Raw genomic sequence first — 13,598 nt, 5'->3', positions numbered from 1 at the left:
TGGCAGGGTTGGACGAGTGCCGTCCCTCGATCCGCCCGTCAGCCCCGAGCTCCCCGACCCGAGCGCCGCCCTGGTTGCCCTGCAGAAGCGTGCGCTGAGCGTGCTCGCCGCGCTGCCGCCCGACGCCCTGGAGCTGGGTGAGCTCTTCCGTGCCGCGGGGCACGAGCTCGCCCTCGTCGGCGGTCCGGTGCGGGACGCGTTCCTCGGGCGCTCGTCGGCCGACCTGGACTTCACGACCTCCGCGGACCCGGACCAGACGCAGGCGATCCTGGCCCGCTGGGGCGACGCGCACTGGGACATCGGCAAGGAGTTCGGCACCATCGGCGCCCGCCGGTTCGCCGGTCGCCGCGCGTCGCTCGCGCAGGACGTCGTCGTCGAGGTGACCACGTACCGCTCCGACGAGTACGACCCCACGTCACGCAAGCCGCAGGTCGCGTTCGGCGACTCGCTCGAGGGCGACCTGTCCCGCCGCGACTTCACCGTGAACTCCATGGCCGTCCGCGTCCCGGACCTGACGTTCGTCGACCCGTTCGACGGCCTCACCGACCTGGCCGCCGGTGTGCTGCGCACGCCCGTGGACCCTCGGCAGTCGTTCGACGACGACCCGCTGCGCATGATGCGCGCCGCACGCTTCGCCGCCCAGCTGGGGTTCGCCGTCGACCCCGCCGCGCGCGAGGCGATCGTCGAGATGGCCGACCGGATCGCGATCGTGTCGGCCGAGCGGGTGCGCGACGAGCTCAGCAAGCTGCTCCTCTCGGTGCAGCCGCGGACCGGGCTCGAGGTGCTGGTGGACACCGGGCTGGCGCAGCACGTGCTGCCCGAGCTGCCCGCGCTGCGCCTGGAGATCGACGAGCACCACCGGCACAAGGACGTCTACGAGCACTCGCTGATGGTCCTCGACAAGGCGATCGCGCTGGAGACCGGCCCCGACGGCGCCGTCCCCGGACCCGATCTCGTGCTGCGGCTGGCCGCGCTGCTGCACGACATCGGCAAGCCGCGCACGCGGCGGTTCGAGGAGGGCGGGGGCGTCAGCTTCCACCACCACGAGATGGTCGGCGCCAAGCTGGTGGCCAAGCGGCTCAAGGAGCTGCGCTTCGACAAGGCCACCGTGCAGGCGGTCGCGCGGCTGACCGAGCTGCACCTGCGCTTCCACGGCTACGGCGAGGGTGCGTGGACCGACTCCGCGGTGCGCCGCTACGTCACGGACGCCGGACCGCTGCTGGAGCGGCTGCACCGGCTGACCCGGTCCGACTGCACCACGCGGAACGTGCGCAAGGCGGCGCAGCTGTCGGCGGCGTACGACGACCTGGAGCAGCGGATCGCGCGCCTGCGTGAGCAGGAGGAGCTGAGCTCGATCCGGCCCGACCTCGACGGGACGCAGATCATGGCGATCCTCGACCTGCCGCCGGGTCGTGAGGTCGGCGAGGCCTACAAGTACCTGCTCGAGCTGCGGATGGAGCGCGGGCCCCTGGGGCCCGATGCGGCGCGCGAGGAGCTGCTCAGCTGGTGGGCGGCTCGCTCCTGACCACGAGGAGGCAGACGTCGTCCTCCGGGTGGGTGCCGACGAACGCGTTGACGAGCCGGTCCTTGACCGTGGTGGAGTCGGCGTCGTCGGGCAGGGCCGCGAGCTCGGCGACGAGGGCGGCGATCCCCTCGCGCAGGCCGCGGTCGCGACGCTCCACGAGCCCGTCGGTGTAGAGCACGAGGGTCGAGCCGGACGGCACGTCCACGGAGGCCTGCGCGCCGCCCGGGCCGCCGAGCCCGATCGGCGTGGACAGGCCGGCGTCGAGCAGGCGCACCTCACCGCCGGCGAGCCGCAGCAGCGGCGGCGGGTGGCCGGCGCGCGCGTAGGAGACCTCTGCGCCCCCGTCGACCGACCGCCAGCGCAGATACGTGCACGTGGCGACGTCGGCGATGTCCAGGCCGCGCACCAGCTCGTCGGCCCGGGCCAGCACCTCGCCCGGTGCTGACCCCTCCCACGCGTACGACCGCAGCAGCGACCGGAGCTGACCCATCGCCGCCGCGGCCCGCAGGTCATGCCCCACGACGTCACCGACGGCGAGCCCGATCGTGCCGTCCGGCAGGGGCAGGACGTCGAACCAGTCCCCGCCGACCTCCGCGTGGCGGCCGGACGGGACGTACGCGGAGGCGACGTCGAGGTCGGGGAGGTGGGGGATCTCGGGCAGGAGGCTGTGCTGCAGGGTCAGCGCCGCGGTTCGCTCCGCGAGGAACAGCCGGACGTTGTCCAGCGCCAGGCCCGCGCGACGCCCGAGGTGGGCGGCGGTCACCACCACCTCGGCGCTGAACCCGTCGGCCGCGACGAGCGTCAGCACCCCCAGCACGCGGTCGCGCGCACGCAGCGGCACGATCATGGCCTGGCCGAGCCCGAGCCGGCGCAGCAGCTCGAGCTGCGCCGGGGTCGTGCGGTCGGGGAGCCCCATGGTGTCGATCGCGTACGGCGCGGCGACGAAGCCGGGACTGCTGTGCAGCGCCTCCACGACCTTCGGGGCGCGCACCAGCCAGCTGAGGTCCTCACCGGCCAGGGCCTCGACGACGTCGCGGTTCCGCGGGTCGCCGGCCACCAGGTGCACCCGGGAGAACCGGCCGCGGTCGTCCGTGATGGCGACGAAGCCCCAGCTGGCCAACGACGGGATCGCGAGGTCGCCGAGCGCGTCGACCGCCGCGTCGTAGTCGAGGTGGACGGCCAGCTCGTCGCTGATGTGCGCGAGCAGCCCCAGTCGCGCCGTCACCTCGTCGACCAGCTCGATCTCCAGGTCGCGCACCCGGTCGCCGTCCACGCGGTCCGTGACGTCGGCCTGGATGCCGATGTGGTGCGTGATCCGGCCGGACCCGTCGACCACGGGGCTGATGACCATCTGGTTCCAGAACGGCGTGCCGTCGCGCCGGTAGTTGCGCAGGACGGTGGCCACCGCGCGGTCCTCGTCCAGCGCGACCCGGACGCGGGCCACGGCGATCGGGTCGGTGTCCGCGCCCTGCAGGAACCGGCAGTTGCGCCCCAGCACCTCGTCGAGCGGGTACCCCGTCAGGCGGCTGAACGCGCCGTTGACCCAGACCAGAGGGTCGTCGGGCCGCTGCGCGTCCGAGATGGACATCGCGAGGTCGCTGGCGAGCACGGCGTCCAGGGGCAGGTCGTCCTGCCGCCCGACCACCCTGTCGTCACTGCTCACGAGGCCAATCGTGCCTCGGGGGTGTGCGCCGTGGGTACCCCTCGGGACGCCGAGCCGTACAGGGCTGCGAACCCGGCGTAGGCGACGGCGAGGGCGAGGAACAGGCCGCGGGAGTAGCCGGTGTCCGGCAACGTGACGGCCCCGAGGGCCGCGGCGCCGACGAACGCGGCGTTGTAGAGGACGTCGTACAGCGAGAACGCGCGGCCGCGGTAGGCGTCGTCGGTGTCGCGCTGCACGATCGTGTCGACCGCGATCTTGGCGCCCTGGGCGGCCAGGCCGAGGAAACCGGCGGCCACCAGCACGGCCGGCTTGCTCGCCGACGCGACGAGCAGCAGCTGGCTGAGCGCGGCCAGACCCAGGCAGAGCACGATCCACACGTGCGGCCCGGTGCGCGGCGACAGCACCGGCGTCAGGATCACGGCCAGCACGAACCCGGCCGCCGAGGCGCCCAGCACCAGCCCGAAGGTGCGCAGGCCCTCGTCGGGGTCCGCCGGGTTCGACAGCAGGTTGCGGGCGATGAGGATGCTGGCGATGAACGTCACGCCGTACAGGAACCGGTGAGCGGCCATGATCCCGAGCGCGCGCGCCGGGGTCCGGCGGGCGATCAGGTGCCGAGCACCGGCCACCAGCCCGTGGGCGAGGCTGCTCAGCGCGGCCTTCATCTGGCGGGCGTCGGCGCGCTGGTCGGGACCCAGCCGGTCCTTGCCCAGCCGGGTGGCCAGCGCGGCGGCGATCGCCATGACGGCGGCGGCGATGAACAGCGCCGCCGCGTCGCGCCCCCGACCGGCCGGCAGCACCAGGCCGAGCACCAGGCCGATCGCACCGCCGACCCCGGCCGCCCCGGCCCCGAGGGTGGGGGTCAGGGAGTTCGCGGTGAGCAGCAGCGGACCGTCGACCGTGCGCGGCAGCGACGCGCTGAGCGCCGACAGCAGGAACCGGTTGATCGACAGGTTGACCAGCGCGAGGACGTACACGGCCGGGCCGACGCCCTCGGTGAGCATGAGCAGCGCGATGACCACGGTGATGGCGACCCGCACCAGGTTGCCGACGAAGAGCACCTGCCGGCGGCGCCACCGGTCGAGCAGCACCCCCGCCCACGGGCCGACGATCGTGAACGGCAGCAGCAGCACCGCGAACGCCGCCGCGACGCCGGTCGCGGTGCTCGCGTTCTCCGGCGAGAAGAAGAAGAGCGTGGCGAGTCCGACCTGGAACATGCCGTCGGCGCTCTGGCTCACGAGCCGGACGGCGAACAGCTTGCGGAAGTCCTTGAGGGGCCAGAGGGCCTTGAGGTCGGAGATCACCTGCACCGGCTCATCCTCGCACCCGAGAATCAGCGCTCGGTCACGCCGCCGGCCGGTGGTCCCGTGATCCCGAAGACCTGGTCCTGCTCACCGGGACGAAGTCTTCTGGTTGGGCGACACCGCGCAGGTGTGGCTGCAGCGCGTGGCGTTGCCCTCCCAGCCGCGGGATCGCAGGGCGGCGGCCACCTGGGCGGCTGTGGCGCACGGGTCGACGGCGACGTGCCGCCAGCGGTAGCGCAGCGTGACCTCGTCGCGCGCGATCACGACGGCGTTGTCCCGCCACGTGTCGTCGTCGGTACGCCCGAACGGGTGGGCCAGCTGCCCGTCGAGCTCGATCCGTACGCCGAGCCCGACGTGCACGCGGTCCGCACGGATCCACCGGCCGTCGACCCTCTCGGACACCTGTGCCCGGGCGGCCGGTAGGCCGTGCCGCCGCTCGACGTCCCGCGCGTACCGGTGCTCGAGCGGCGACTCGACAGCCTGACTCGACTCCCCGAGGAGTTCCGTGAGCAGCGCGCGGTGGCGCAGCAGACGCCGCTGTCCGGCGTGCATGAGGAGGCGGCCCGGCAGCACGCCGGTGCGGAGTGCGTCGCACACCACGCCGACGACCTCGTCCTCGGAACGCATCTGGTCGACCAGGTCCAGGACAGTGGAATCGACTCCGACCGTTCGCAGTCGACCACCGGCGTACGGCATCACCCGACGTCGCCGGACCACGAGTCCCGGTTGAGGCGTCACCACCCGGTTGACGGGGATGCTCACGACGAGATCCGACCCCGGGGCGGCGACGATCCCGTGGATGAACGCGGCCGAGCCGTGCGACAGGGCCGCGTCTCTGCCTGCGTACAGGAGCGCGCCGCGTGCGCGCTGCCGCCATGTGACGTTCCCGGAATGCACGACGACGACCCCGCGCCAGAGGTGCTGCCACTGGCCGGACCCGACGCGGCGCGCGACGACCGACCGGCTGACGCCCCAGGCTTGCATCTGCGCTGTGGTCACCACCGCGTCCTGTCGAGATACCGTCTCCCGGGCCACGTCGTCGAGCTGTGGGGGCAGTCGCGCGCCGTCGCTCACCCAGCCACGGTCCCGCACGTCAGGGTCCAGCCGCCGAGGCCATGCACAGGCGACTTCGAGTGAAGACTTCGCACCGCCTGCCGTGACGAACTCTTCACACGACGAAGGCGCCGCACCCGGGGGGTGCGGCGCCTTCGGCTAGCTCAGCGCTCGTTCTCACCGTTGATGAAGGCCTCCAGCTGGGCGCGGCCCAGGGTGTCCTCCATCTGGACCGGCGGGGACTTCATGAAGTACGTCGAGGCCGACAGGATCGGGCCGCCGACGCCGCGGTCCTTGGCGATCTTCGCGGCGCGCAGGGCGTCGATGATGATGCCGGCCGAGTTGGGCGAGTCCCAGACCTCGAGCTTGTACTCGAGGTTCAGGGGCACCTCGCCGAACGCGCGACCCTCGAGGCGGACGTAGGCCCACTTGCGGTCGTCGAGCCACGCGACGTAGTCCGACGGGCCGATGTGGACGTTGCGGTCCTCCTTCTTGCCGCCCAGGGGGCCGGTCAGGTTGGAGGTCACGGCCTGCGTCTTGGAGAGCTTCTTGGACTCCAGGCGCTCGCGCTCGAGCATGTTCTTGAAGTCCATGTTGCCGCCGACGTTCAGCTGGTACGTGCGGTCCAGCACGACGCCGCGGTCCTCGAAGAGCTTCGCGAGCACGCGGTGCGTGATGGTGGCGCCGACCTGCGACTTGATGTCGTCGCCGACGATCGGGACGCCGGCGGCCTCGAACTTCGCGGCCCAGACCGGGTCGGAGGCGATGAAGACGGGCAGCGCGTTGACGAACGCGACGCCGGCGTCGATCGCGCACTGCGCGTAGTACTTCGCGGCGATCTCGGACCCGACGGGCAGGTAGCAGATCAGGACGTCGACGCGGGCCTCGCGCAGGGCGGCGACGATGTCGACCGGCTCGGCGTCGGACTCGGTGATCGTCTCGCGGTAGTACTTGCCGAGACCGTCGTTGGTCACGCCACGCTGCACGGTCACGCCGAGCGGGGGCACGTCGGCGATCTTGATCGTGTTGTTCTCCGAGGCGCCGATGGCCTCGGACAGGTCGAAGCCGACCTTCTTCGCGTCGACGTCGAACGCCGCCACGAACTCGATGTCCCGCACGTGGTAGTCGCCGAACTGGACGTGCATCAGTCCGGGAACGGTGCTGGTCGGGTCGGCGTCGGCGTAGTAGTGCACGCCCTGGACGAGCGACGCGGCGCAGTTGCCGACGCCGACGATGGCGACGCGGATGGAGGTCATCCTCGCTCCTTCTCGGTGATTCGCGCGAGGTCGACGTCGTCGTCCCCAACGGATGTGTCAGCAACGGCCGGGCGGCCGGTGCCTGCTGGACGGGTGCGGCCGAGGCCACGCTCGTTGTCGATCAGCCCGTCGAGCCAGCGGACCTCACGCTCGACCTGTTCGAGGCCGTGCCGCTGGAGCTCGAGGGTGTACTCGTCCATGCGCTCGCGGGTGCGGGCGAAGGACTGTCGGACGTTCTCGAGTCGTTCGGTCAGGCGCGTGCGCCGACCTTCGAGGATCCGGAGCCTGGTCTCCGCGTCGGTCTGCCCGAAGAAGGCGAACCGGACGTCGAAGTTCTCGTCCTCCCACGTGGCCGGTCCCGACGACGCGAGCACCTGCTGCAGGTGCTCCTTGCCGTCGGCGGTCAGCTGGTAGACGATGCGGGCGCGCTTGGACGCCACGGCGTGCGTGGTGTCGATCGACTCGATGCCCTGGATCCACCCGCGGTCGGCGAGCGACTTCAGGCAGGGGTACAGCGAGCCGTACGACAGCGCACGGAACGAGCCCAGCACGAGGTTGAGCCGCTTGCGCAGCTCGTACCCGTGCATCGGGGACTCGTGGAGCAGGCCGAGGATGGCGGGCTCCAGGACGTCAGAACGTCCGCGCACTCGGCACCTCCTCGGGTCGGGGTCGAACTCGATGTATCAACTCGATACATCCGGAGAATATGTCGGGAACGTCGGCGCAGCAAGTGCAGTGACCCACGCCACTGCGTCCGCGCGCGTGGGACGACGGGTGCGTCCGGGGTTGGCGTGCACGGTGCCGATCGTGTGAAGGCTGACCGGATCGTGCGGCGGAGTACCTGGCACGCACGGCGAGGTCCCCCATACTGGGCTGCGCGGCTGACGCCTGCCCGAAACCGGTCCACGACCGGCGGCAGGCCCGGCCCGACCAAGCACCCGAACGGAAGGCAGCGCGTTGGCAGGCACGAATCGAAGGGCTCCCGCCCGGGGCAAGCGCACCGCGCCCCGCGGAACGGCGAGCTCGTCGCCCAGCAGCGCCACCAAGCGACGCTTCTTCGACTACCCCCGTTCCGGCTACCAGGGCCTGCACCGCTGGCTGCCGTCGTGGCGCTTCGTGCTCGGCGCGATCCTCGCGGTCGCGTTCCTCGGCGCCGGCGCGCTCGTCGCCGCGTACGCCAGCACGGAGATCCCGAACCCGGCGGACGACACCAAGGCGCAGACGACCACGGTCTACTACGCCAACAACCCCGACGGCTCCCCCGGCCCGGTGATGGGGACGTTCGCGGCGCAGAAGCGCACGCTCGTCGAGTACGAGACGCTGCCCGAGTACGTCGGCCAGTCGGTCGCCGCCGCCGAGGACAAGACGTTCTTCACCAACAACAGCGGGGTGTCGATCACCGGCATGGGCCGCGCGCTGCTCAACAACCTGCGCGGCGGCCCGACCCAGGGTGGGTCGACCCTGACGCAGCAGTACGTGGAGCGGTACTACGTCGACGAGACGACGACCGACTACGTCGGCAAGTTCAAGGAGACCATCCTGGCGATCAAGATCGCCAAGGTGGAGTCCAAGACCGAGATCATGCAGCGGTACCTCAACACGATCTACTTCGGTCGCGACTCGTACGGCATCCAGGCCGCCGCCCGGGCGTACTTCGACGTCGACGCCAAGGACCTGACCCGCGAGCAGGCAGCCCTGCTGGCCGGGATCATCCCGTCGCCCAACAACTGGGACCCGGCCAAGGCGCCCGAGAAGGCCGAGGCGCGCTGGAACATCGTGCTCGACTCCATGGAGGAGGAGGGCTGGCTCACGGCCGCCGAGCGGGCGCCGATGGTCTTCCCGCCGACGGTGGAGTACAAGCGGGACAACACGATGGCCGGCCCCAAGGGCCACCTGCTCGAGATGGTGCGTGACGAGCTCAAGCGCGAGCCGCTCGCCCTCACGGACGACCAGATCAACCGCCGTGGACTGTCGGTCGTCACGACGATCCAGCAGCCGCTCCAGGCGGCGGCCGAGGGACAGGTCGGCGCCTTCCGCGCCGGCACGCTCCCCGGCCAGGACGGCGCCACGCCGCACGAGCGCACCCGGGTGTCGCTCTCCTCGGTGGACCCCAAGGACGGCGCGATCGTGGCCCTGTACGGCGGGCCGGACTTCCTGGCCGACCAGCGCAACACCGCGACGTTCGACCTCATCCAGCCCGGCTCGACGTTCAAGCCGTTCACCCTCATCGCCGCGCTCGAGCAGGGCATCGCCCTGAAGACGCGCTACAGCGGCAGGACGCCCCAGGAGTTCGGCGACTGGAAGGTCAACAACTTCGGGAACGACGGCTTCGGGAACATCGACCTCGTCGAGGCGACCGCGCAGTCGGTCAACACCGTGTACGCGCAGCTGAACCTGGAGATCGGCCCGGAGAAGACGGCCCAGGTGGCCGAGCGCGCCGGTCTGACCGCGCCCGTGGACACCAACCGCGCCAACGTGCTCGGCACCGAGACCCTGAACCCGATGGACATGGCCGGGGCCTACGCCACCATCGCCTCGGGCGGCGTCCGGGTCGACCCGTACATCGTCCGCACCGTCACCAACCCCGACGGCTCGGTCGCGTACCAGCACAAGGACCCGACGGAGCAGGCGTTCGCCGCGGACGTGATCGCCGACGCCACGTACGCCATGACGCAGGTGGTGCAGAAGGGGTCCGGCAAGCAGTGGATCAAGCCGCTCGACCGCCCCGTCGCCGGCAAGACCGGGACCACGAACGACAACAAGGCCGCCTGGTTCGTCGGCTTCACTCCCAACATCGTCACCGAGGTGTCGCTGAGCCAGATCGGTGAGGACGGCAAGTCCCAGGAGTCGATCGGGCAGATCGGCAAGGTCAAGTTCGTCACCGGATCCACCTGGCCGGCCTTCCTGTGGCAGTCGTACATGAAGGACGTGTTCGCGCAGCCGCAGTACGCCGAGGTCCTGGAGTTCCCGGAGCGGGCGAACGTCGGCGGCAAGCCCTCCCCGACCGCGACCCAGGCGCCGTCCGAGACGGTCGCGCCGACGGTGGAGCCGACGCAGGAGGCGCCCACGGAGGTCACCGTCCCGGCCGGGCTCGAGGGCAAGCTCGAGGCGGACGCGACCGCGACCATCGTCAACGCCGGGCTCACCGCGAGCGTCGTCTCCGAGCCGTCCGACACCGTGACGGCCGGCCGCGTGATCCGCGTGGACCCGAAGGGGGGCGCGGCCCTGGCGCCCGGCAGCTCGGTGACCGTCGTCGTGTCGACGGGGCCGAAGCCGAAGCCGGTCCCGACCGCGCCGCCGGTGCCCGTGCCGACGGAGACCGCCCCCGTCGAGCCGTGATCCCGGTGAGGGGCGGTGCGCCCCTCACCGGATCGCCCGGTACCTGGTTTTCCCCAGGCGATTTCGGGCCTGGCCCGGCGGCCGGTACCCTAGAACATTGCTGTGCCCGGAGGGCTCCGTCGAAATGGACGGATCACTGCGGCCAGCGACGCACACACCCTCCTGCCACGGATCGACCGTGGCCGTGAAGACCAGAGGAGGTGGGTATGAGCCTGCGTCAGTACGAACTCATGATCATCCTTGACCCCGAGATCGAAGAGCGCACCGTTGCTCCGTCGCTCGACAAGTACCTGACGGTCATCAAGACCGACGGGGGCACTGTCGACAAGGTCGACATCTGGGGCCGTCGTCGGCTTGCCTACGACATCCAGAAGAAGTCCGAGGGCATCTACGCCGTCATCGACTTCCACGCGACGCCTGCGACCGCCAAGGAGCTCGACCGTCAGCTCGGCCTCAACGAGGTCGTCCTGCGGACCAAGGTCATGCGCGCCGACGCCTGATCTCCTGTGGGCGGCCGCCCGTAACGTGCGGTCCCACACCTACCGACTGATCGAACGAACGAGGAGCAGGGCATGAGCGGTGAGACCGTCATCACGGTGATCGGGAACCTGACCGGGGATCCCGAGCTGCGCTTCACCCCTTCGGGGGCCGCTGTCGCGAACTTCACCGTCGCGTCCACCCCCCGTACGTTCGACCGCCAGAGCAACGAGTGGAAGGACGGCGACACGCTGTTCCTCCGCTGCTCGATCTGGCGGGAGGCGGCCGAGTCGGTCGCCGAGTCGCTCACCAAGGGCACCCGCGTCATCGTGACCGGCCGGCTCGTGCAGCGCTCCTACGAGACCCGCGAGGGCGAGAAGCGCACCGTGTACGAGCTCCAGGTCGACGAGGTCGGCCCGTCCCTGCGCTACGCCACGGCCAAGGTCACCCGGACCCAGCGTTCGGGTGGCGGCGGCGGTGGCTTCGGCGGCGGGGGCGGCGGCGGCTTCAACAACGGTGGCGGTGGCGGCGGATTCGGTGGCGGCGGCGGTGGCGGCAACCAGCAGGACGACCCGTGGGCGACGCCCGCGGGTGGTGCTGGCGGTGCCGGCTACTCCGACGAGCCCCCGTTCTGATCGGCGCCTGACACTCAGACATTCCCCATCCCTGGGCACGGCAACGCCCAGGGCTCCAGCAGACAAGGAGCACCACGATGGCCAAGCCCGTGGTTCGTAAGCCCAAGAAGAAGTTGAACCCGCTCAAGGCGGCGAAGATCGATGTCGTCGACTACAAGGACACTGCGCTGCTGCGCAAGTTCATCTCCGACCGCGGGAAGATCCGCGCTCGCCGGGTGACCGGTGTGTCCACGCAGGAGCAGCGCGCGATCGCGCGCGCTGTCAAGAACGCTCGCGAGATGGCCCTGCTGCCGTACTCGTCGTCGGCGCGCTGAGAAAGGGGACCATCATGGCGAAGATCATCCTGACCCACGAGGTCACCGGTCTCGGTGAGCCCGGTGACGTGGTCGAGGTGAAGGACGGGTACGCCCGGAACTTCCTCGTCCCGCGCAACCTGGCGACTGCCTGGACCAAGGGCGCCGAGAAGGACGTCACGGCGATCCGCAAGGCCCGCAAGGCCCGCGAGATCGCGACGCTCGACGACGCCAAGGCGATCCGCGACTCGCTGCAGAGCAAGCCGGTCGTCGTCACGGCCAAGGCCGGCGAGTCGGGCCGTCTGTTCGGTGCCGTCACGACCGCCGAGATCGCCGAGGCGGTCAAGAAGTCCGGCGCTCCGCAGATCGACAAGCGGAAGGTCGAGATCGGTCAGCCGATCAAGGCCCTCGGCGAGTACCAGGTGTCGGTCCGTCTGCACGCAGACGTGTCGGCCACGGTGACCGTCAAGGTCGTCGCAGCCTGAGCTGAGCACCACCAGAAGCGCCCCGCCCCGTTCGCCGGTGCGGGGCGCTTCTGCGTCCGGTGCGCTGCGTGGGAGTGGGCGGGCGGGTCAGGTCCCCGTGACCATCCAGGCGGTGCCGCGGGCGCGCCAGCCGGTGGTGACCGCCCGGGCGAGCATGAACACGCCCGCGAACGCCGCCCACAGCCAGGCGAGACCCGCCGCACCCGGCGGAGCGGCCTGCCGCACCGCCAGCGCGAACGGCACGTAGACCGCCAGCGTCGCCATGCCGGCCCAGGCGAGGAAGCGGCCGTCGCCGGCGCCGATGAGCACGCCGTCGAGCACGAACACCCAGCCGGCCATCGGCATCGTCACGGCGGCGACGACGAGCGCGACCACGGCGGCCCGGCGCACGTCGTCGTCGGACGTGAAGAGCGGCACGTAGAACCAGGCGAGCCCGCCGAGGAGCAGGCCGAGCACGGCGCCGGCCCCGATGCCCCACTGCAGGGTCCGACGCAGGACGGCCCGCACGCGCGGGACGTCGGCGGCGCCGAGGGCGTGCCCGACGAGCGCCTGCGCGGCGATCGCCAGGGCGTCGAGCGCGAACGCCGCCAGACCCCAGACGGCGTTGACCACCTGGTGCCCGGCCAGCTCGACGGCGCCCAGCCCGGTGGCCACCCAGACGGTGAGCAGGATGGCCAGGCGCAGCGACAGCGTGCGGACGAACAGCGGCGTGCCGGCGCGCGCATTGGCCCAGATGCCACCCGCGGCCGGGCGCAGCTGGGCACCGGCAAAGCGCGCGCCCCGCACGACGACGACCGTCAGGGCGACCGCCATGCCGAGCTGCGTCAGGGCGGTCCCCAGCCCGGACCCGGCGATCCCCATACCCACGCCGTAGACCAGCGCCACGTTGAGCGCGGCGTTGACCACCGCGCCGACGGCGGCGACGACGAGCGGGGTGCGGGTGTCGAGCAGGCCGCGCAGGGCGCCGGTGGAGGCGAGGACCAGGAGCATCCCGGGCAGGCCGGGTGCGGACCAGCGCAGGTAGAGCACGGCCTGGCGGGCGACCTCGTCGGCGGCCCCGAGGGCCTCGATCAGCCACGGCGCGCTCAGCCAGGTGGCCGCGGCGAGCACGAGTCCGAGGCCCAGCGCCAGCCACATCCCGTCCACGCCGACCTGCAGCGCACCGGCGCGGTCACCTGCGCCGATGCGCCGGGCGACGGCCGCGGTGGTGGCGTACGCGAGGAAGACGCACAGGCCGATGACCGTGACCAGCACGGTCGACGCCAGGGCCAGACCGGCTAGCGGCGCGGTGCCGAGGTGGCCGACGACGGCGGAGTCGACGAGCACAAAGAGCGGCTCGGCGACGAGCGCACCGAGCGCTGGAACGGCGAGGGCCAGTATCTGGCGATCGATACCGGACGGCCGGTGTCCGACAGATGAAATCTCAGCAAACCTTTCTCGCGTCCACAGCACGTGTACAGCGTTACTGCGGGTGACGCGCCGATCTCCGTCGCAGATCCGGCCGCTGTCCACACCCCTGTCCACGGCCTGTGGACAGAATCGGACGCGATCCACAGCCCTGCTCACAGTAG

General features: G+C 71.4%; 13 protein-coding genes. 7 read left to right on the top strand and 6 right to left on the bottom strand.

What is annotated here, in order from left to right; translation table 11 throughout:
- The first annotated feature begins 16 nt into the window (after positions 1-16).
- Positions 17-1,525, top strand: coding sequence for a CCA tRNA nucleotidyltransferase (locus KG102_RS18580; protein WP_208210764.1), 1,509 nt, complete (start codon positions 17-19; stop codon positions 1,523-1,525).
- On the opposite strand, the gene KG102_RS18575 is transcribed toward KG102_RS18580, so the two are convergent.
- The 5 genes from KG102_RS18575 to KG102_RS18555 form a co-directional block, all read right to left on the bottom strand.
- Positions 1,500-3,188, bottom strand: a complete 1,689-nt coding sequence (locus KG102_RS18575) for a SpoIIE family protein phosphatase (RefSeq protein WP_249667395.1) — start codon at positions 3,186-3,188, stop codon at positions 1,500-1,502. The genes KG102_RS18580 and KG102_RS18575 overlap by 26 nt on opposite strands.
- On the bottom strand, positions 3,185-4,495 hold the full coding sequence (locus KG102_RS18570) for an MFS transporter (RefSeq protein ID WP_208210766.1): 1,311 nt from the start codon (positions 4,493-4,495) through the stop codon (positions 3,185-3,187). Before KG102_RS18570 ends, KG102_RS18575 begins: the two co-directional genes overlap by 4 nt.
- 81 nt (positions 4,496-4,576) lie before the next feature.
- Entirely contained in the window at positions 4,577-5,563 is a 987-nt protein-coding gene (locus KG102_RS18565) for a hypothetical protein (RefSeq protein WP_208289801.1), read from the bottom strand.
- Positions 5,564-5,706: 143 nt separating this feature from the next.
- On the bottom strand, positions 5,707-6,798 hold the full coding sequence (locus KG102_RS18560) for an inositol-3-phosphate synthase (protein WP_208210781.1): 1,092 nt from the start codon (positions 6,796-6,798) through the stop codon (positions 5,707-5,709).
- Positions 6,795-7,445: a PadR family transcriptional regulator gene (locus tag KG102_RS18555; RefSeq protein WP_208210783.1), complete on the bottom strand. Its 651-nt coding sequence runs from the start codon at positions 7,443-7,445 to the stop codon at positions 6,795-6,797. Before KG102_RS18555 ends, KG102_RS18560 begins: the two co-directional genes overlap by 4 nt.
- Before the next feature lie 310 nt (positions 7,446-7,755).
- Between KG102_RS18555 and KG102_RS18550 the strand changes: the two genes are divergently transcribed.
- The 5 genes from KG102_RS18550 (at position 7,756) to rplI (ending at position 12,027) form a co-directional block, all read left to right on the top strand.
- The gene (locus KG102_RS18550; protein WP_208210785.1) at positions 7,756-10,137 is read left to right on the top strand and encodes a transglycosylase domain-containing protein; all 2,382 of its coding nucleotides are present in this window, start codon (positions 7,756-7,758) and stop codon (positions 10,135-10,137) included.
- Positions 10,138-10,343: 206 nt separating this feature from the next.
- The gene (gene rpsF / locus KG102_RS18545) at positions 10,344-10,637 is read left to right on the top strand and encodes a 30S ribosomal protein S6 (protein WP_208210787.1); all 294 of its coding nucleotides are present in this window, start codon (positions 10,344-10,346) and stop codon (positions 10,635-10,637) included.
- A 72-nt stretch (positions 10,638-10,709) separates the two neighbouring features.
- Positions 10,710-11,249, top strand: a complete 540-nt coding sequence (locus KG102_RS18540; RefSeq protein ID WP_208210789.1) for a single-stranded DNA-binding protein — start codon at positions 10,710-10,712, stop codon at positions 11,247-11,249.
- Positions 11,250-11,326: 77 nt separating this feature from the next.
- On the top strand, positions 11,327-11,563 hold the full coding sequence (gene rpsR, locus KG102_RS18535) for a 30S ribosomal protein S18 (RefSeq protein ID WP_056018476.1): 237 nt from the start codon (positions 11,327-11,329) through the stop codon (positions 11,561-11,563).
- A gap of 14 nt (positions 11,564-11,577) precedes the next feature.
- The gene (rplI, locus tag KG102_RS18530; RefSeq protein WP_175348959.1) at positions 11,578-12,027 is read left to right on the top strand and encodes a 50S ribosomal protein L9; all 450 of its coding nucleotides are present in this window, start codon (positions 11,578-11,580) and stop codon (positions 12,025-12,027) included.
- 87 nt (positions 12,028-12,114) lie between these two features.
- Here the strand turns inward: rplI and KG102_RS18525 are convergent, their stop codons facing one another.
- Positions 12,115-13,353: an MATE family efflux transporter gene (locus tag KG102_RS18525; protein ID WP_372438409.1), complete on the bottom strand. Its 1,239-nt coding sequence runs from the start codon at positions 13,351-13,353 to the stop codon at positions 12,115-12,117.
- On the opposite strand from KG102_RS18525, the gene KG102_RS19065 reads away from it, so the two are divergent.
- The gene (locus tag KG102_RS19065; protein WP_372438410.1) at positions 13,324-13,446 is read left to right on the top strand and encodes a hypothetical protein; all 123 of its coding nucleotides are present in this window, start codon (positions 13,324-13,326) and stop codon (positions 13,444-13,446) included. The genes KG102_RS18525 and KG102_RS19065 overlap by 30 nt on opposite strands.
- The last annotated feature ends 152 nt before the right edge of the window (positions 13,447-13,598 follow it).

The sequence above is a fragment of the Cellulomonas fengjieae genome (genome assembly GCF_018388465.1).
In the GTDB taxonomy this organism is placed as follows: domain Bacteria; phylum Actinomycetota; class Actinomycetes; order Actinomycetales; family Cellulomonadaceae; genus Cellulomonas; species Cellulomonas fengjieae.
This window is presented reverse-complemented; position numbering and strand designations above follow the sequence as displayed.